At 63.6% G+C, this 18674-nt stretch carries 13 protein-coding genes; 10 read left to right on the top strand and 3 right to left on the bottom strand.

The genetic code is table 11. The features are described from left to right. Positions 1–20: 20 nt before the first annotated feature. Positions 21–494, top strand: coding sequence for a DinB family protein (locus H6678_02200; protein MCB9472603.1), 474 nt, complete (start codon positions 21–23; stop codon positions 492–494). Between the two features lie 36 nt (positions 495–530). Here H6678_02200 and H6678_02195 read toward each other — a convergent pair whose 3' ends face one another. Beyond that, a complete protein-coding gene (locus tag H6678_02195; GenBank protein ID MCB9472602.1) occupies positions 531–1892 on the bottom strand; it encodes a CZB domain-containing protein in 1362 nt (453 codons plus the stop codon). A 326-nt stretch (positions 1893–2218) separates the two neighbouring features. Between H6678_02195 and H6678_02190 the strand changes: the two genes are divergently transcribed. After that, entirely contained in the window at positions 2219–3406 is a 1188-nt protein-coding gene (locus tag H6678_02190) for a hypothetical protein (protein MCB9472601.1), read from the top strand. 79 nt (positions 3407–3485) lie between these two features. On the opposite strand, the gene H6678_02185 is transcribed toward H6678_02190, so the two are convergent. Together H6678_02185 and H6678_02180 are read right to left on the bottom strand one after the other, a co-directional pair. Continuing rightward, a complete protein-coding gene (locus H6678_02185; protein MCB9472600.1) occupies positions 3486–5483 on the bottom strand; it encodes a glycosyl hydrolase 53 family protein in 1998 nt (665 codons plus the stop codon). Positions 5484–5639: 156 nt separating this feature from the next. Then, a complete protein-coding gene (locus H6678_02180) occupies positions 5640–8477 on the bottom strand; it encodes a hypothetical protein (protein MCB9472599.1) in 2838 nt (945 codons plus the stop codon). 445 nt (positions 8478–8922) lie between these two features. Here H6678_02180 and H6678_02175 point away from each other — a divergent pair, with 445 nt between their 5' ends. From H6678_02175 to H6678_02140, 8 genes are all read left to right on the top strand, one after another. Then, positions 8923–10440, top strand: coding sequence for a nitronate monooxygenase (locus H6678_02175; GenBank protein ID MCB9472598.1), 1518 nt, complete (start codon positions 8923–8925; stop codon positions 10438–10440). A gap of 158 nt (positions 10441–10598) precedes the next feature. Next, positions 10599–11024, top strand: coding sequence for a response regulator (locus H6678_02170; protein MCB9472597.1), 426 nt, complete (start codon positions 10599–10601; stop codon positions 11022–11024). A gap of 119 nt (positions 11025–11143) precedes the next feature. Continuing rightward, entirely contained in the window at positions 11144–11980 is an 837-nt protein-coding gene (locus tag H6678_02165) for a T9SS type A sorting domain-containing protein (protein ID MCB9472596.1), read from the top strand. Positions 11981–12030: 50 nt separating this feature from the next. Then, on the top strand, positions 12031–12642 hold the full coding sequence (locus H6678_02160) for a YceI family protein (protein MCB9472595.1): 612 nt from the start codon (positions 12031–12033) through the stop codon (positions 12640–12642). Positions 12643–12811: 169 nt separating this feature from the next. Next, positions 12812–15325 (top strand): hypothetical protein, encoded by a 2514-nt coding sequence (locus H6678_02155; GenBank protein MCB9472594.1) that lies wholly within the window; start codon positions 12812–12814, stop codon positions 15323–15325. After that, positions 15325–15576 (top strand): acyl carrier protein, encoded by a 252-nt coding sequence (locus tag H6678_02150; GenBank protein ID MCB9472593.1) that lies wholly within the window; start codon positions 15325–15327, stop codon positions 15574–15576. The genes H6678_02155 and H6678_02150 overlap by 1 nt, the downstream gene beginning before the upstream one ends. After that, positions 15576–17150: an amino acid adenylation domain-containing protein gene (locus H6678_02145; GenBank protein MCB9472592.1), complete on the top strand. Its 1575-nt coding sequence runs from the start codon at positions 15576–15578 to the stop codon at positions 17148–17150. The genes H6678_02150 and H6678_02145 overlap by 1 nt, the downstream gene beginning before the upstream one ends. After that, the gene (locus tag H6678_02140; protein MCB9472591.1) at positions 17147–18307 is read left to right on the top strand and encodes an acyl-CoA dehydrogenase family protein; all 1161 of its coding nucleotides are present in this window, start codon (positions 17147–17149) and stop codon (positions 18305–18307) included. Before H6678_02145 ends, H6678_02140 begins: the two co-directional genes overlap by 4 nt. Positions 18308–18674: the final 367 nt, after the last annotated feature.

Genomic DNA, 18674 nt, shown 5'->3' with positions numbered 1-18674 from the left:
ACAAGTGGAAAGGAGTGAGGATGGAGATGACCTTGCTGGCCGACCAGATCGAACGCGCGTTCCGGGGCGACTCCTGGCATGGCCCCGCGGTGCTTGAGGTGCTGGCGGGAATCACGGCCGAGGACGCGGCAGCCCACCCGATCGCCGGTGCCCACAGCATCTGGGAGATCGTGCTCCACATGGCGTCAGGCTACGCTCTGGTGCTGGGGCGGATCCAGGGTGACCGGATCCAGCTGGAGGAGGATCAGGAGTGGCCCTCCGTCCAGGAGGTGCGCGACGACCTCTGGCAGGCTGACCTGGCCAGGCTTGACCAGCTGAACCGGCAGCTGGTCCGCGCCGTGGGCGAATTTTCCCCCGCCCGTCTTGGCGACCCGCTGGGCTCGGAGTTCACGGCGGCCACCCAGTTTCTGGGGGCACCCCAGCACGACCTGTACCACGCGGGCCAGATCGTGATGCTCAAGAAGGCTCTGGCCCGGTCCCGGCAGCAGGCCTGAGCGGACCCGAGGCCATCCGGTTCCCGCGCGATGAGTTCAGGAATCCCGTCGTGCGGCCAGCGCTTCGAGCAGGCGCACCACATCGACGGAGGCCTCTTCCATGCGGGCGTACTCCGCTTCGGCCTCCTCCTTCAGACCCGCATTGAACAACCGCACCACCTCACGGGCATGGGCATGCACGCGGGCATGGGGTTCGTCCAGTGACTGGAACTCGCTGCTCTGGCGCATCACAGGGTCGCTCACGGAGGCGTACCACTTGCCCAGACGACACTGACGGTGATCCGTGAGCGAGGCCGTGTCCAGTCCCGTCCTGCCGATCAGCAGGTCGGCCAGTCGCTTCTTCCAGGCGAAGTGATCCGACTTGGCCTGCTCGAGCACCTTGCCGGGAATGTCCAGCTGGTCCAGCGAGTCCATCTGCCGCTTCAGAATCTGCTCCTGGCCGGCCACCGCATCCACCGCGCGGTCGGCCAGCACGGACGCGCGCCGCGCCTTGCTGGCGATGATGCCCACGCTGCGGGCCACGTCCCGGGTCGCGACGGTCTGTTCCTCGACGCTGGCCGCATTGGCCACCACACTTTCCATCACCTGCTTCACGTGTTGTGAGACGTCCTGCAGCTTGCTCTGTGCGCTGAGGATGGACTCCTGGCCGCTGGCAACCTCCTGGCCGGTCCGCGATCCCGCTTCGGTCAGGGTGGCGATTCCATTCCGGATGGTGAGCACCTGGGCATTGATGTGCTGTGTCGCCCGGGCGGTCTGATTGGCCAGCTCCTTGACTTCGTTGGCCACCACGGCGAAGCCCTTTCCCGCCTCGCCCGCGCGCGCGGCTTCGATGGTCGCGTTCAGGGCCAGCAGGTTGGTCTGGGCGGCGATCCGCTCGATGTCACGGGCGATCTGCCCGATCTGCTCGGAATCCTTGTTGAGGCGCTGGATCTGTTCGCCGGTGGTCCGCATCGAGTGCGCGATCGCCACGATGGCTTCCACCGCGCGGGTCATCGCCTCCAGACCCTGTGAGACATCCGCCTCGACCAGATTGGCGCTTCCGGCGGTCCGGGAGCTGCTGTCCCGGACATCCGCAATCGCCTGGCCCAGCTGTTCCACGGCGGAGGCGATGGTGTCGGCATTCTCGGATGCCTCACGGATGTCGGCAGTCAGGAAGGTCACGGCGGCCATCGACTCGCTCGCCCGCTGGGACATGGCCACCGTGTCCTTGAGGTCGTGCTTGCTGCGCTGCACCAGAAAGCGTGACAGCAGGCGGATGGCGTCTTCCATCGAGCCCTGGGTGCCGGGGTCCTGGAGGAAGTTGCCTTGCGCCATTTCGCGCAGGCAGAGGTCCAGGGGGCTGCCGGAGGAGTCCATCTCGAATGGAAGGGTCTGGTGTGCCGTGGATGCTGGAGTCATGTCGGATTCCCATGCGCTGGTGGTCGATGAGCGGGCATTGGTGCCTGCCGGGCTGAAGACCCGAGCGATATCGGCAGGGAAAAGCGCCAAACTTGTCGCCCGCAGAGTCTGAGAGCGACCTTGGACAGGCCGTCGCACGAAAGATTCCTCGGGAGAGCTACGGGCCTCTCCGGCGCTCGGCCTGAGCGAAACAGTCAACTTTCCCCCACCATCCGTGGCAAATCCGAACGGAATTTCTGACGATAATGACCCGAAAGGCTCTCGTCGTCATGTCGATTCTGGCGGGTTGGACGATCCGGGCCGAACACAATCATACAGGAGAAGCCATGAAGAATCGCAATGCACTTGGGTCCGGGCTTGTGATGCTCGGGCTGTTGCTGGGTACCACCGGTTGCACCGAAGAATCGACCACGACCGGGGGACTGAACCTGGAACCCGAGCATGCTGCCGGAACGACCGACAGTGCCGGATCGATCACACTGGATCTGGCCCAGTATGACATCCAGGTGCACATCACGGCCAATGGCCAGCCCACCTCGGGCGTGCATGTCGAACTGTTCCAGGGGGATGCCCTGGGTCTGATCTGGGCCGAACTGGAGGGTTACTACAGCAATTTTCAGCTGATGGATCTGTCCAGCATCGATGGCGACCAGACCGTGAACCTGAGCCTGACTCCCCAGGCCATCGAGTATTACGAATGGACCACCGATCCCAACCTCTTCAGCCTGCTCTATGAGGATCCCGGTTTCAGCGAGCACTGTGCCCAGGGCAACCTGGAGAGCGTGTACCAGCAGGCACAGACCTGGGGGTCGCCCTTCCTGTTCCTGCGTGCCTACGGCAATGGGGCCTCCCTGCGTGATGGCAACGTGTCCGTGGGTCTGGATTTCGGCTCGATGAGCTACGACGCCTTCGAGCAGGTGGCCTTCGGCCTCTTCGGCTTCATCTCCGAGGATGTGTTCGAATTCTGCTACTACACCCTGGAACTGGAAGGCACCACCTTCGTGCTGCCCACCATCCACATCGGCACGATCGTGACTCAGGGAACGGCCTATGACTACAAGTTCATCCTGACCTGGGGCGAGAACCCGCGCGACCTGGACTCGCACCTCTTCACGCCCGAGATCGAAGGCACCACGCACCACGTGTACTACGCCAACAGCGGCACTCCCACTTCGGCCCCCTACGCCTGGCTGGACGTGGATGACACCAGTTCCTACGGACCCGAGGTGGTCACGATCCAGGAACTGTATCCCGGGATGTACACCTATGCGATCTACGAGTACTCGGGCAACAATACCCTGACCGAATCCGAAGCGGTGGTCCAGGTCTTCAATGGCCGCACCCTGATCGGTACCTACACCATTCCCACCACGCCCCAGGCGGGGGACAACTGGTGGTGGACCGTGGGCACCGTGAATGGCACCACGGGTGCCTTCACCCTGGTGAACACCGTTGCGGCCGATGCACCGGAGGGCGCGCCGGCCCGGCCGACCCTGCCGGCCAAGATCGACTGATCCCGATCCAGAATGCAGACACAGCCCCCCCGCCGGTTCCGGCGGGGGGGCTGTTCATTTGTGCCCTGCAATCCCGTGGTCAGGGTCCGCCGGCAAGCGCCACCACACGATAGCAGCGTGTTCCCAGGGGGGCCGGAAAGACGCAGCCCGACACGCTGCATTCGGCTGCAATCCGCCAGGGCCCATCGGGTGTTGGCGCACTCTCGACCCGGTATTCGCCCGCACCGTCCACGGTTGTCCAGACAAGACTCAGGAAGCCGGGTGAGACACTCAGCAGCTGCAGCTGGGGCGCCCGCGGTACCAGCAGATCCAGGGCGGGCAGGGCGTTGCCCTGGAAGTCGAAGAGGGCCAGATTCTCCTGCACGCTGCCGAAACCGGAGGTGCTGATCCAGGCCGGTTCCCAGAGACAGATCGCGCTTACCCCCGTGCCCGGCTGGTCGCGGCAGAGTGCGCGCAGGGCGCGATAGTAGTCCAGTTGTCCCTGGGGAGTGGCCGGAAAACCTTCCAGCAGCTGCTCGGGCAGCCCGACGAAGTTGCCCGTGTTGTCGTTCCAGTCAAGCGTCCAGGGGTAATCGGTCTCCACGATCAGCACCTCTTCCGGGCGCTCGGTGCACAAGCGCCCCAGCGTGGTGCGCAATGCGCTGAAGTCGCCATGCCACCAAGGGTAGAACGAGAGCCCCGTGCTTTCCCAGCTCAGGCCACGGCTCGCCATCTCCTCAAGGAAACGCATCACGCCGGTCGCATTGCCCCCCTGGGACAGATGGATCAGGCGGCGCGGGCGGGCATCCACGGGCAGGTCCTGCCAGGCACCTTCGGCGGCCGCCGCGAGCAGGGTCGCCAGGTTGTCCCACTGCGCGGGCGTATCGTTGGCTCCTCCCACGGCTCCAACGGGCCAGAGCAGGCCACCGTCGATTTCATTGCCCAGTTGCACCCATTCGGGGTCCAGGCCTTCGCCATGGAATCGCTGGATCACGCGCGCGGTGTAGTTGCGCAGCGAGTCGGCCAGGGTGGCCAGGGGCAGTCCCTGCCAGATGGCGGGAGGAGTCTGCTGGCCGGGATCGGCCCAGCTGTCGGAGAAATGCAGGTCCAGCAGCAGACGGAATCCGGCCTGCTGGCCACGCCGGGCCAGGGCAATGGTCGAATCCAGTCCGTGCCAGGGGTCGTTGGGGCTGTGCCACAGTCGCAGACGCAGGATGCTCCAGCCCGTGTCACGATACAGGTCGAAGAGGTCCCCGGCTTCTCCCCTGCGTGACCAGACCGCGCCTTCCGATTCGAGCCGGGCGGTGAAGGACAGATCCGCGCCCAGGGCGACCTCTTCCGGCTGCCACTCCGGACCGTGACCGAACAGACGCAAGGGCAGTTCGGCATCGGCAACCCCATCCCCGGCCGGAGGGGGCCAGGCGTCCAGATTGCTGCCGGACCAGACCAGACTGTGATCCAATCCAGCTTCCCAGATCCAAGGAGCACCATCCCCGGGGATCACCACCGTCTTCCAGGCCACGGGCTGCTCGCAGAGTCCCGAGAAACTCAGCCAGGCTCCGTACTCGCTTCCCTGCTCGAGATCCAGCAGGGCCGATGGAAGCTGCCAGTTGCCCAGAGCCGTGTGGGCGCCCAGGATGGCCAGCTGGTCACTCTGGGGATGGAAGAGTCCCTGGGCCTGGATCAGGGATGTGTCACACCGGAAGCGAATCTGGGCTGGCTGCAGGGGAATCGCCGGCGCGTCCAGCCGGTCCCACCAGGCCAATGGCAGTTGCAGCGGTCCCGCCGGGATCACGGACTGGCGGTTCTCGATTGAACTTTCCCAGAGCAGGCCGCCGCCGGAATCCTGGATCACGAATTTCCACTGGTGAAATCCAGGGCTCAACTCCGCCTGTGTCTGCCAGAGAGTGCCCTGCGCGGTCAGAGGGTTCTGGCTGCCGTCCCAGGCGTTGAAGTCGCCCGCCAGCAACACCACCGAGCCATCCACCAGCTGGCCGTAGGCCTGGGCCACCGCCAGCTCCACCTGAAAGTCGACCGGTACCGCCTGGGCACTGGGTGCAATCAGCAGGGAGAGTCCCGGCAGCAGGCTGGCCAGCATGGACTTGGCAATTGAAACAGGGCGTGTTTTCATGGCCGGGAAGGACGGGAACCCGAGCGATCCGGGCAAGCGCAATCGCTGTCATTCAGCTTTGAAAGGCAACAACAAAGGGGCGGCCCGAAGGCCGCCCCTTGTATCGATCATGGAGTCTGACGTCTAGTGGGACTGCTTGCGCGGCAGAATTTCCACCGGCTTGCTGCGCTCGGATGAGGCATTCTCGATCGTGTTGTGCGAACCGCGGGCCACCACTTCGGAGGCGGTCACCTGCAGAGTGCGCACGGTGCCCGTGGCATTGTAGCCCACCAGGCTGATGTTGCTGACCGCGCTGCTGCCGGCCACGCTCACATTGCCATCGGCATCCGTGGCCCAGACCGTGTAGGACACGGCGGCCAGCGGGCAACCCGCCACGCTTTCGGTCACGTCATCCCAGTTCAGGTTGACGGTGTTGCCCACGATGCTCACGCTCAGGTTCTGGGGAGCCAGCGGGGTGAGGTCCGAACAGGTGGGCACCAGGCTGATGGTCATCGTGCCCGAGCCTGTGGCGCCGTTGTACCCACCGATGCGGATGATGTAGCTGGTTCCGCCCAGGGCCGCGAAGGTGACCTCGGACTGCAGATTGCAGAAGTCATCGTTGCAGGCGATGGCGCTTTCCACCGCGGGGCAGCTGCCTTCGTAGACCGCCATCTTGGTGTCGTAGCCACTGCCGCAGAGGCTGACCGTCACGTCGGCATTCACGGCAGGCACGTACTCGTACCAGATGTCGGAACCCACATTGGTGTAGTTGAAGGCCGTGCAGGCGCCGGGCTCGTCGGGGCCGTCGGTGGTTGCGCCCACATTGCTGAAGGCGGTCACGCCTTCGCCAACCGGAATGGCGTTCTCGCACAGATCATTGTTGTTGGCCGTCGGGGTGAAGAGCAGGTTGAAGCTGCCCGCACCACTGTTGCCGTTGTAACCGGAGACCTGGATCAGGGTCGTGCTGCCGGCGGATACGTTGCTGGTCACGCGGGACTGCACACTGCAGTCGTCGTCATTGCAGGTGATCACGGTGCTGCAATCGGAGTACAGGGCCAGAGCCGTGTCCCACGCGGTACTGCCGCAGGTGTTCACTTCCAGGGTACCGGCCGAAGGGGCGGAGAAGCTGTACCACAGATCGGGGCCGCCGCCCGAGGCGCAGGTCATGGCCAGCGACTGGCTGCTGCAGCTGGTATCGAAGGCATGGCTGCCCGTGCCGACCGCCATGGCCGTGGCACAGGTTTCGTTGGGCACGCCGCCCACGCTGCTGATGGTCAGGTTTCCGGTGCCGCTGTCGCCGTCGTAGCCAGCCACCTGAATCACGTAATCCACTCCGGGATCGGCCGTGAAGGTGATGCTGGAGGTCAGGTTGCAACCGGCGAAGTCATCGTTGCAGGCCAGATAGGTGCCCGAACAGTCGCTCAGCAAACCCAGAGCCGTATCGTAATCCGCATCGTTGCAGGTGCTCACGGTGACGGTGGCACCGCAGGGGCTGTTGTAGAGGTAGAAGAGGTCCGGTCCACCGCCATTGGCGCAGGGCATGGTCTGGTCGGCCGCGGCCTCGGTGGTGTCGAAGGGATACACACCGTCGCTCACGATCGTGGCGCTGGCGCAGGTGTCGTTCACCGGGCCGCTGCCGCCGCCGGCATACAGCTCACGGCCGGCCTGGCTGAGGATGCCGCCACCCGGATTGAGGTAGGTCCCGGCACCCGCGCTGTACGACACCGAGAGGCGACCGTAGTAGTCATCGATGTTGTTGCTGCAGCTGGCGGTTCCGCCGTGAAGCTGGCCGATGATCTGGTGATTGTTGTTGAACAGGGGACTGCCCGATGATCCGCCCTCGGTGGTGCCGTCTTCCCAGTTGAAGATGTGCCAGTGATTGGTGCCACTGCCCCCGCCATAGGCCGAGATGCCCGGGGAGTTGTTGTCGAAGGTGATCTTCTTCACGTCGCCGCTGGGGTGGTGAATGCCCACGGTCGAAGGCGGCACGGTACCGGTGGCATCCCAGCCGGCCAGGTAGACGCCATATGATTGGGGAATTGTCTCAACCACTTCCACCAGCCAGTAGTCCGAGGCGGAGCCGTTGGAGAGCTGGGTCAGACCCTGCACGGTCATGTTCGTGGGCCCGTTGGCATTGGCGCAGGTGGGGCTGTTGTAATTGAACATGATGATGTCGTTGGCACCGGGCGTGCAGTGGTTGGCGCTCAGAAAGAGCTGGCGTCCGTTGTCGGCCGTGTTGTTGATCATGGCCCCGCTGCAATACCTGAATCCGCCTTCCAGCAGCATGCCCACCGAACGGATCTCGTTGGCCCATGGCGCACCTTCGGGGCAGACCACGTTGTTGTTGCAGGAGCCCGAATCGCCGAAGTTGCGCTGGCTGGCCATGCCGTAGAAGTCGCGGTAGTCGTGCACGATCGTGTTGATGTGCAGCAGCGTGCTGCCTTCGTACTTGGCCGGTTCGAGGTATTCGAGGGTGATGGTTTCCCCTTCGACGGGCTGGATCGCGAACTGACCGTTGGGCTTGTTGTTGGCCTTGGTGAAGGCACCCAGCACCATGCTGCGGTCGGAGTTGTAAACGAAGAGGCGACCACCGGCGGGCAGCACGAACTGGTCGAACTGGCAGTTCAGGCTGTAGGCCCCGTCGCTGTGGATGCTCAGGCGCCAGAGCCTGTCACCATTGTCCAGCCGGGTCCAGATCCCCGCATTGTCCAGGCCGAGATCGGCCTCGACGGTTGCGCCGAAGCGCCAGGCTTCGTCCTTGCCTGCCTGGGCGTCCTCGGCGGCCAGCGCGGCCAGGTCAATGAAACCCAGACTGTGAATGGGAGCGGGTGCCAGCGAGCGCATGGTGCTGCTGAGTGGCGAACCACCCACGGACACCTGGGCCTGCGCGCGCGGCAGGAAAGCCAGCGCCATGGCGGCAGTCACCATGGCGACACGGAATGGAGCCACCCTGGAGCAGGCGGAGTCGGGCGTGGAATGCATGTGGCCTCCGAAAAGAAGTTGGACAGGGAAGAATCAATTGGTTGAGGCTGAAGGACGGCAAAAACCATACCATTGTTATGAATGTTTCAGGGCTTGGGCATGGAGAATTTTTCACGCGAAATCAGCGAGACAGGACCAATCTCAGCAGACTGTGTTCAGCCCTGACCGATCCTGAGCGACCCTCTTCGCACGCAGGGTGCACACGCATACGGAGAGGGCCCGTGACCGGGCCTGTGCCAGTCTGTCCGGAACCGGCTTCCTGCTTGGAAATCCGGGCCGCATGGATGAACTTGGGAGGCGTTTGCCAGCCGGCCACCACTCCCGGTTTTCTCCACATCCGAGGACTGCGGGCCGGCGCCCGGATCTCGCTCATCATGCGACACGCAAGGCCCCCGATCACCGACCGTCAACGCGCAGAGTGCGCCCCAGCTCCGGATCAATCAACATGCTCATCAGCGCAGCGGGCACATTGCCGCCCATCATCCAGGGCGGAATGGGAGTCGGAGTATCCAACTGGCGACTGGCCCAGGCCGTGTCCCTGAAGGATATGCTGGGAGTGATCTCCGGGACGGTCATCGATGCGGTCATGGTGCGCCGGCTGCAGTTGGGCGACCCCGGTGGACACATGCGTCGTGCCCTGGCGGCCTTTCCCTGTGCGAAAACCGCCCAGAAGATCCTGGATGACTGTTTCGTCGAGGGCGGCATCGCGCCGGGCAAGGCGTTTCACAGCCTGAGCATGCCCAACCTGAAAATGAACATCGACCGGATGAAGATGATGGTGGCCGCGGCCTTTGCCGAAGTCTGGCTGGCACGTGAGGGGCATTCAGGACCGGTGGGCATCAACCTGCTTGAAAAGGTGCAGCTGCCCAACCTGCCCACCCTGTATGGGGCGATGCTGGCCGGTGTGCATGCCGTGCTGATGGGCGCGGGAGTGCCCCTGGCCATTCCGGGCGTGCTGGATGGCCTGGCCGCGGGGCAGGAAGTGCGGATCCGCCTGGAAGTGAAGGAAGCAGGCGAAGGACGCAACACCGAATTCATCTTCGATCCCGGGGCCCTGGGCATCGATGTGCCCCGGCCGCTCGTGCGCCCCGATTTCCTTGCGATCATTTCTTCCCATACCATCGGACGGGTGATGGTGCGCAAAGCCAGCGGCAAGGTGGACGGCTTCGTGGTCGAAAATCACACCGCGGGCGGCCACAACGCTCCTCCCCGCCAGAACGGCACCCGCCCCGGGGAAACCCCGGCCTACACCCAGCGCGACATTCCCGAGCTGGACCGCATCGCCGAACTGGGCCTGCCTTTCTGGTTGGCCGGCTCCTGCGCTTCTCCCGAAAAATTGGCGGAAGCCCGGGCCGCCGGTGCCGCGGGCATCCAGATCGGCTCGGCCTTCGCCTTCTGCGACGAGTCCGGAATCGCTCCCGAACTCAAGCGTCGTGCGCTGAAGGCCAGCAGTGAAGGCCACCTGGAAGTACGCACGGATTTCCGCGCTTCCCCCACGGGGTATCCTTTCAAGTTGATTCCCCTCGAAGGCACCCTCGTCGATGGAGCCAAAGCCAGCGAACGCGAACGGGTCTGCGACCTCGGTTTCCTGCGCAGCGCCTTCGAGAAGGAGGGTGGCGAACTGGGCTACCGTTGCTCGGCAGAACCCGTGCCCCATTTCGAGCGCAAGGGCGGCACGGCGGAGGACACCCAGGGGCGGCTCTGCCTCTGCAATGGCCTGATGGCCACCATCGGTCTGGGACAGCGTCGCTCCTATGGTGAGGAGTTGCCCATCATGACCGCGGGGGATGCAGCCGCCGATGCCGCGACCTTCTGCAAGGATGGACGGCTCTCCTATACCGCCGCCGACGTCATCGAGCACGTTCTGGGGCATGTCTCCGCGATTTCCCACACGAACCTCGAGGCAGACCAGCGCTCGGGCGGTGCAGACAGCAACTTCGATCTGGCCGCAGATCCCACCTGAGTGATCCAGCTTCAATCGAATCGCACAAAGTTTTCAATGGCGAACGTTCGATTTTACTGCAGAACTCCGTATTCCGCCTGCATTGTGGTTGTCGCGGGGCCGATAGTTCTGTTTCAGAAGGCACATGTTCCCCCGCGCAGTGACAATTCGGAAGTCTGATGAACGACGAAAACCCGTCCGAATCCACCGACTCAAGACCTTTGGCCCTTGCCGACAGTCTTGGTCATGTTCTCATCATCGACGACGACCCAGGCGTGCGATCCGTGCTCAAGCGCAGCCTTGAAAAGGCGGGCTTCTCCTGCTCCGAGGCCGAGAACGGGAATGAAGGCCTCAAGAAACTGGGCGGCAAGACCGTGGATCTGGTCATCCTTGACATGCTGGTGCCCGAGAAGGAAGGCGCGGAAACCCTGCGGGAGATTCGCGCCACCTGGCCGGTCGTGCCGCTGTTCGCCATTTCCGGTGGTGGTGCGATCTCGGCGGACGATTGCCTGCGCATTGCGCGCGCCCTTGGGGCCGACAAGGTCTTCCGCAAACCCTTCGATCTGAAGGACATGGTGGCCAGCGTCCAATCTGCCTTGGCCTGAATCTCACCAAGTGAGCGCTTTGCCGAACGAGAAAATCCCTGACCTGCAGAAATTCGTGCCAACAAAGACTCTTCGGTTGTTAGATTTGGTGCCCAACACCAACCAACCGGGAGTTCAGCATGAATCGAATCCAACTCATCCTCGCGGGTGCAGCGCTGCTGCCATCCATGGCCTTCGCCTACAGCAGCGGCCCCCCCGACGGTCATACCGGCGCCCCGGGCGAGACCAGCTGCGTGGCCTGCCACACGACCAATCCCCTGAACAGCGGCAACGGCACCTTCCAGATTTCGGGCCCCGACACATGGCTGCCCGGCGAGACCTATGAACTCACGGTCACCCTTGCCGATCCGGGCCAGAGCCGCTGGGGCTTCGAAGCCACCCAGCTCGGTCAGGGCGAGTTCAGCGAAGCCTCCGGTTCGCTGCAGATTTCGGCTTCAGGCGCGACCCAGTACATCAAGCATACCAGCTCCGGTACCTTCCAGGGTACTTCCGATGGCCCGGTCAGCTGGACCTTCGACTGGACCGCACCCACGGGCGAGGACCTGCCCGAGGAGGTCACCTTCTACGCCGCCGGAAATGCCGCCAACGGCAACTTCAGCAACAGTGGAGACTTCATCTACACCACCAGCTTCAGCACCATGCAGGATCTGACCTCGGTGGAGGCCCCCGGCCTGCTGCCCACGGACCTGGGCCTGGCCAACTGGCCCAATCCCTTCAACCCGGAAACCCGGATCGCCTTCACCCTGCCCAGCGCGGGCATGGTGCGCCTGTCCGTATACAACCTGGCCGGTGAGCGTGTGCGCACGCTGCTGGATCAGCCGATGCCGGCCGGAACCGGACACATTCTCTGGAATGGCCTGAGTGATCGGGGCATCGCCCAGCCCAGTGGCATGTACTTTGCCCGACTGGATGCGGCGGGAACCAGCCAGACCCACCGGATGTTGATGGTCAAGTGATGCCAACGACCCGGGCTTCGGCCCGGGTCATTCTTTTTCCGGGGAAAATCATGCGCTCTGGTACACTCAAGTTTCTTGCGTTGTTGCTGCTTGTCTCACGCGTGCACGCCGGCGATTGGCGCGTGACGGGAGATGCGGACTGCAACAAGGTCACCTTCCATTCCGAGGCCACTCTCGAGAGCTTCGATGGCGAGACTCATGCCATCAGCGGCGCGTTGAGTTTCCCGGGAACGACCATCGATTCCACCAGCATGGCCAACTTTTCCGTGGATCTGCTGCAACTGACCACCGGCATCGACCTTCGCGATAGCCACATGCGCGATAACCACCTGCATACCAGCAAGTATCCCACGACCGAGTACACCGTCGATCGGGTGCTGAGTGGTGGGGAATTGAAGGATGGAGTCCCGCTGACCATCCGGGTCGATGGAACATTCCAACTGCATGGCATCACGAGAGATCTGCCGCTGGATGTGACCCTTACCTGGTATGCCGATGGCCAGGGCACCGCCTGTTCCACGCCCGGGCCCGTGCTGCGCATGCAGGCCGCCTGGGATGTGGCCCTGGCGGATCATGAGATTCCCCGCCCCGCTTTCCTGTTCATGAAGATGGCCGAATCGGTCAACATGAGGCTTGATGCCTGGGCTGTTCCTGCACCATAGCAGAGAACTCCTGCCAGCATCCGACAATTCCCGCACCTAGTTTCCAATTGGACGAGCCTTGCGTCCTGGCCGCATGCGGCAGAGGAACGGTTTCTGGCTTTTGATCTGGTGACTTGATCGGCGCATCGCTAAGTTTGGCGCCGAACACAGAGCATTTGCGGAAACCAGCATGATCAATACAGCCGGCGGCAAGGCAGCGGGAGGCACCTCTCCGTCCTTGTTGCCCCCTTCACGTGTGCGCCGGGCGGGCACTTTCCTGAGCCTGATGGGCCTCCTGGCAGGCGTTCTCTATCTCATGGGCTGGTGGTACCAGTTCCAGGGATTCGCTTTCCATCGCTTCGCACCCTTTCTGCTGGGTGGCTTTACGGTGCACCATTTCCTGCCCGGCAGATGGCGGCACGGCTTTTTCACCCTGCTCTCCCTGGCCAGCATTCCGCTGATCTTCGGGCTGGTGCAGGGAAGCTGGTTGTTGGCCCTGGGGCTGCTGGTGATCGGCATCTGCCACCTGCCCATCACCTTCCGCTGGCGTGTGCTTCTGCTGCTCGTGCTGGGCGCGGTCTTCGCCAGCCAGCGGATCGGCAGCCTGGGACAGGCCTGGTCCCCGGCGATCTGGCCGATCTTCGGATCACTGTTCTCGATTCGCCTGCTGATTTACCTCTACGACCTCAAGCACGCGCGGCAACCCTTCAAGGCACTGGACAGCCTCTCCTATTTCTTCATGATTCCCAACGTGGTCTTTCCGCTCTTTCCGGCGGTTGACTACCAGACCTGGACCCGCAGTCAGGCCAAGGAGAAGGACCGCGACCTGACGGCCCTCTCGGGCCTGCAATGGATGGCCCGCGGTGTGTTCCAGCTGGTGCTGTATCGGCTGGTCTACCAGCATCTGCCCATCGACACGACCCAGGTGCTGGATCTGGGCAGTCTGCTGCGCTACCTGATCTGGCCCTTCATGCTCTACCTGAACGTCTCCGGCCAGTTCCATTTCGTGATCGGTGTGGTGCGGCTCTTCGGCTATGCCCTTCCCGAGACCCATCACCTCTTCTACCTGGCCTCCAGCTTCACCGATTTCTGGCGACGGATCAACATCTACTGGAAGGACTTCATGATGAAGGTCTTCTACTATCCGTCGTACTTCAAGCTGCGCAGGTTCGGCAATACCTGGGCCCTGGTGCTGGGCACGGTCTGGGTCTTCGTGGCCACCTGGTTCTTCCACGCCTGGCTCTGGTTCTGGATTCGCGGCGAATTTCTGCTGGCCACCCACGACATCATGTTCTGGGTCGTGCTCTGTGTGCTGGTGGCGATCAATGTGGTGCTGGAAAGCCGGCAGACACCCTCCCAGCGCCTCGCGGCCCAGAAAGGTGGCCTTGCCTACAATCTGGGGCTGGCCGCGCGCACCACGGGAGTCTTTCTGACGATCTGTGTCCTCTGGTCGATGTGGGTCACCGAATCCCTGACGGAATGGCTCTCGCTCTTTGCCGTGGGCACGCGCCTGCTGCCCGGAAACGGTCTGCTGGTGGCCCTGCTGCTGGGTGGAATTCTGCTGCATTTCCTGACGGCGCTGGCTTACGCAGGGCACAAACCGCGCCCGCTGCGCTTCGTGCCCGAGACCCTGCGCATTGGCGCCATGCTGCTGGCACTGCTGATCATCGGGCACCCGCGGGTCTACCGGGAACTGCCCGAGCCGGTGTCAAGCGTGATCCATCAGGTCAAGAGTCCGGTGATGAACCAGCGCGACAAGAACCGTCGCCAGCGCGACTACTACGAGAAGCTGAACGACGTGGGTTGGGACAACCCGGACCTCAACCAGATCTTCAAGCAGAAACCCGCGGACTGGAAATCGCTCAAGTTCTCGCATCTCAGTCTGTCGCAGGATGATCTGCCCTTCCTGTTGCTCAATCCGGACACCGAAGAACGCCACAAGGGCGTGATGGTGAGCGTGAACCACTACGGAATGCGTGACAGGGCGGTTGAACTGGCCCCCGCTCCCGGAGTGCAGCGGGTGCTGATGCTGGGCGCCAGTCATCTGTATGGCAGTGGAGTGGAACAGGAGCAGGATTTCGAATCGCTGCTCGAGGATTCTCTGAATCACACGGGCCAGGGGCCGGTGGAACTGCTCAACTGTGCGGTGGAGGGCTACAGCCCGCTGGATGTGCTCTTCCGTCTGCGCAAGTTCGACCTGCGCTTCGAGCCCTCGGCGGCGATCTATGTGGGGCACATCGTGGACGGCAAGCACAGCGTGGACCGGCTGGCCGATCTGGTGTCACGCTCGCGCCCGCTGGAAGACCCCTGGCTGGTGGATCTGGTCGCCCGGGCTGGCGCGCGCCCCGGCAGCGAGGAGAACGCCTGCATCCGTGCTCTGCGTCCCTTCGAGCGGGAACTGCTGGACTGGATCTATGCCCGCCTGCGCGAGGAGTGCGAGAGCCGCGGCATCACGCTGCGTGCGGTCTATCTGCCGCTGCTGACCGAACACGACCTGAACATGGGGCACCAGGACATCATCGCCAGCATGAACGGGGCGGGCCTGGTGGTCTGGGATCTGAATGAGGTCTACGCCGCCTTCACACCCGAAGACCTCTGGGTTGCTCCCTGGGACGACCATCCCGGTGCCCGCGGGCATGCCCTGGTGGCCGCCGATCTTTACTCACGTTTCATTGCCGACAGCACCCTCACAAGGAGAGACTGATGGATACCCTGCACGCCGAAATCACCGAGTACATTCTGAACGAGTTCCTTCCCGGAGAGGACCCCAGCGTGCTCACCGGTGATGTGGAACTGATCAGCGGCCGGATCCTTGATTCGCTGGCCACGTTGAAGCTGGTCACCTTCCTGGAAGACACCTACAAGGTGCAGTTCGAGGCCCATGAAGTGGGCATTGACAACCTGAACACGATCGACCGCATCGTCGACGTCGTGCGCGAGAAGCAGGGGCAATGATGAGCGGGCTCCGTTCACTCTGGGAATGTCTGGCCAGGGGAGCCGAGCTCAATCCCGCGGGCGTCGCGATTCGTGACGCATCCCGGGATTGCCAGCTGGACTACCGTGACACGCTCGAATTGGCCGAGAGCCTGGCGCAGGTCCTGCGATCGCTGGGTGTGGAGGACGGTGACCGGGTGGGGCTGTGCCTGCCCAAGTCCATCGAGAGTGTGATCGGCGTGTTCGCGAGCCAGCGTGCACGGGCGGCACACGTGCCCGTGGACTGGTCAGGCCCCGCCGAGCGAGCCGCCTGGATTTTTGCCAACTGCGAGGTGAAGGCCCTGATCGTGGACTCGCGCCGCGAATCCGACCTGGTGGCTGCACTGGCCGAGCATGGTTGCAGGCCTGCCGTGATCGTACTGGACATGCAACTGGCTCTCGACCCCGCGGGCGCGCTCAGGGCCGCACTGGCCACACGGCCGGCTGCCGGAGAAGACCTGCTGCCGGTCGCTGGTCGCACGCGCACGGAGTTGGGCTACATCCTGTACACATCGGGCAGCACGGGAGTGCCCAAGGGTGTGCGCATCTCGCAGGGGGCCGCGCTGGCTTTCATCGAGTGGTGCGCACAGCTCTACACTCCCGGACCCGAGGATCGTTTCTCTTCGCACGCCCCCTTCCATTTTGATCTCTCGGTACTGGACATCTACGTGCCGTTGCTGCACGGAGGGCGACTGGTGCTGATCGGCGAGGACGACGGCAAGAACCCGGCACGGCTGGTGGAGATCGTGGAACAGGAAGCGATCACCCATTGGTATTCCACACCGTCGATCCTGACCCTGATGCTGCAGTTCGGCAAGCCCGAAGGTCGGGACGCCAGTGCGCTGCGCGTGGTCAATTTCGCCGGCGAAGTCTTTCCCATCAAGCACCTCCAGGCACTGCGCGCGCTCTGGCCCCATCCCGAGTATCACAATCTCTACGGCCCCACCGAGACCAATGTCTGCACCTGGCACACGCTGCCACCCCATCCCGACGACCGCAGCACTCCGTACCCCATTGGCAGAGTCTGCCCGCACTACGAAAGCCTGCGGGTGGACGAGAATGGTCAGCCCGTGGACGGAACGGGCGAGGGTTTGCTGCTCATCCGGGGTGAGGGCGTGATGGATGGCTACTGGAACGCGCCCGAGCTGGACGCCCGGGCCTTCCTGGAGCTGGACGGCGTGCGCTGGTACAACACGGGCGACGTGGTGCAGCCCAACGCGGCAGGCGAGCTGGAATTCCTCGGTCGCCGGGACCGCATGGTCAAGAAGCGCGGCTACCGGATCGAACTGGGCGAGATCGAGACTGCGCTCTATCGCCATCCCGATGTGCTGGAAGCGGCCGTGCTGGCCGTCAGCGATGCGGACGGCGGAGTACGCATCCGGGCCTGCCTGGTGCCCCGCGATGGCATGAAACTGTCCATCATCGCACTCAAGCGCTACTCGGCCGACAACCTGCTGTCGTACATGGTGCCCGATGATTTCGTCTTCCTTGACAGCCTGCCGAAGACTTCCACGGACAAGACCGATTACCAGCGCCTCAAGGAGATGGTTCAATGAATTTCGAGCTGAACGACGACCAGAAGACCCTGCGCGACACCCTGCGCAAGTTCGCCAAGTCAGAACTGAACGGGGATGTGATCCAGCGCGACCGCGATCAGTTCTTCGACCGTGATCTCTGGCGCAAGATGGGCGAGATGGCGATTCCCGGACTGCCGGTGCCCAGCGAGTACGGCGGAGGCGGGCTGAGTCCACTGGATACGGCGATTGCCCTTGAAGCCCTGGGCCAGGGCTGTACCGACGGCGGGTTGCTGTTCAGTCTCTGCGCGCACATGCTGCCCTGCACCATGCCGATCTACAAGTTCGGCACCGAAGAGCAGCGCCGGAAATGGCTGCCCGGACTGTGTGACGGCACCCTGATCGCCGGCAATGCCATGACCGAGCCGGGCACGGGCAGCGACGCCTTCAACATGACGACCCGGGCCGTGCGCGATGGCGATGACTGGGTGCTCAACGGCAACAAGATCTTCATCACCAATGCCCCGGTGGCCGATGTGTTCGTGCTCTTCGCCCTGACGGATCCCGAGAAGGGCTACCATGGTGGTGTGAGCTGTTTCATCGTGCCCGCCGAGAGCCGTGGTCTGAGCCGCAGCCACAAGATCGAGAAGATGGGTATTCGCACCTCGCCCTTCGGAGAAGTGGCCCTCGAGGATGTGCGCGTGCCCCACTCGGCCATGCTGGCCGGAGAAGGCGGCGGATCCAGCCTGTTCACCCACAGCATGGACTGGGAACGCAGCCTGCTCTTCGCCTTTCATGTGGGCGCCATGGAGCGTCTGATTGAAACCTGCGTCAAGTACGCGCGCACACGCCAGCAGTTCGGCAGCCCGATCACCAAGTTCCCCGCCATTCGCGAGCACATGGCCGAGATGCGCTGCCGGGTCGAAGCCAGCCGCCTGCTGGTCTACCAGGCCGCCAGCCGCCTGGAGAAGAGCCGCAGCGTGAGCCAGGACGCCGCCATCGCCAAGCTGGTGGTCAGCGAGAGCCTGGGCGAGGTGACCCGCCGCGCGGTGCAGATTCACGGCGGCTATGGTTTCACCGTGGAGTACGAGGTCGAGCGGGCCCTGCGCGACGCCGTGGGCGCCACCCTCTATTCGGGCACCAACGAGATGATGCGCAACATCATTGCCTCCTGGATGGGGCTGGGTGCAGGAACCTGAGACACACGCGCCCTCAACCGATTCCAGCCACCGGGCCCCAGACAAACCCCTGCGGCCCGGTTTTCATTTTCCCGCCGGGTTTCACCCACCCGGGGATTCACCCCGGGCTGGCAAAAGAGCGCGCCGCAGGCGCTTCTCCTCCTCGCACCTCAAAAGCACAGGACACTGCCGGAATGAATCTCGCCGCGTCGCATGCGGAAGAATTCCAGTGTGCCCGGGGGCAAGGTCGGGTACCGGCCTGCCTGCCGCCCGGAGGTGACCATGCGACGACGGGCGCGCGCAGCGCAGGCCCGTCCGGCGGAGTGAGCAGAGAGCCTTTTTTGGCCCACCTTTTCTTCGCGAAGAAAAGGTGGAGAGCGCGGCCCGC

This window comes from Candidatus Delongbacteria bacterium, assembly GCA_020634015.1.
GTDB lineage: Bacteria > CAIWAD01 > CAIWAD01 > CAIWAD01 > CAIWAD01 > JACKCN01.
This window is presented reverse-complemented; position numbering and strand designations above follow the sequence as displayed.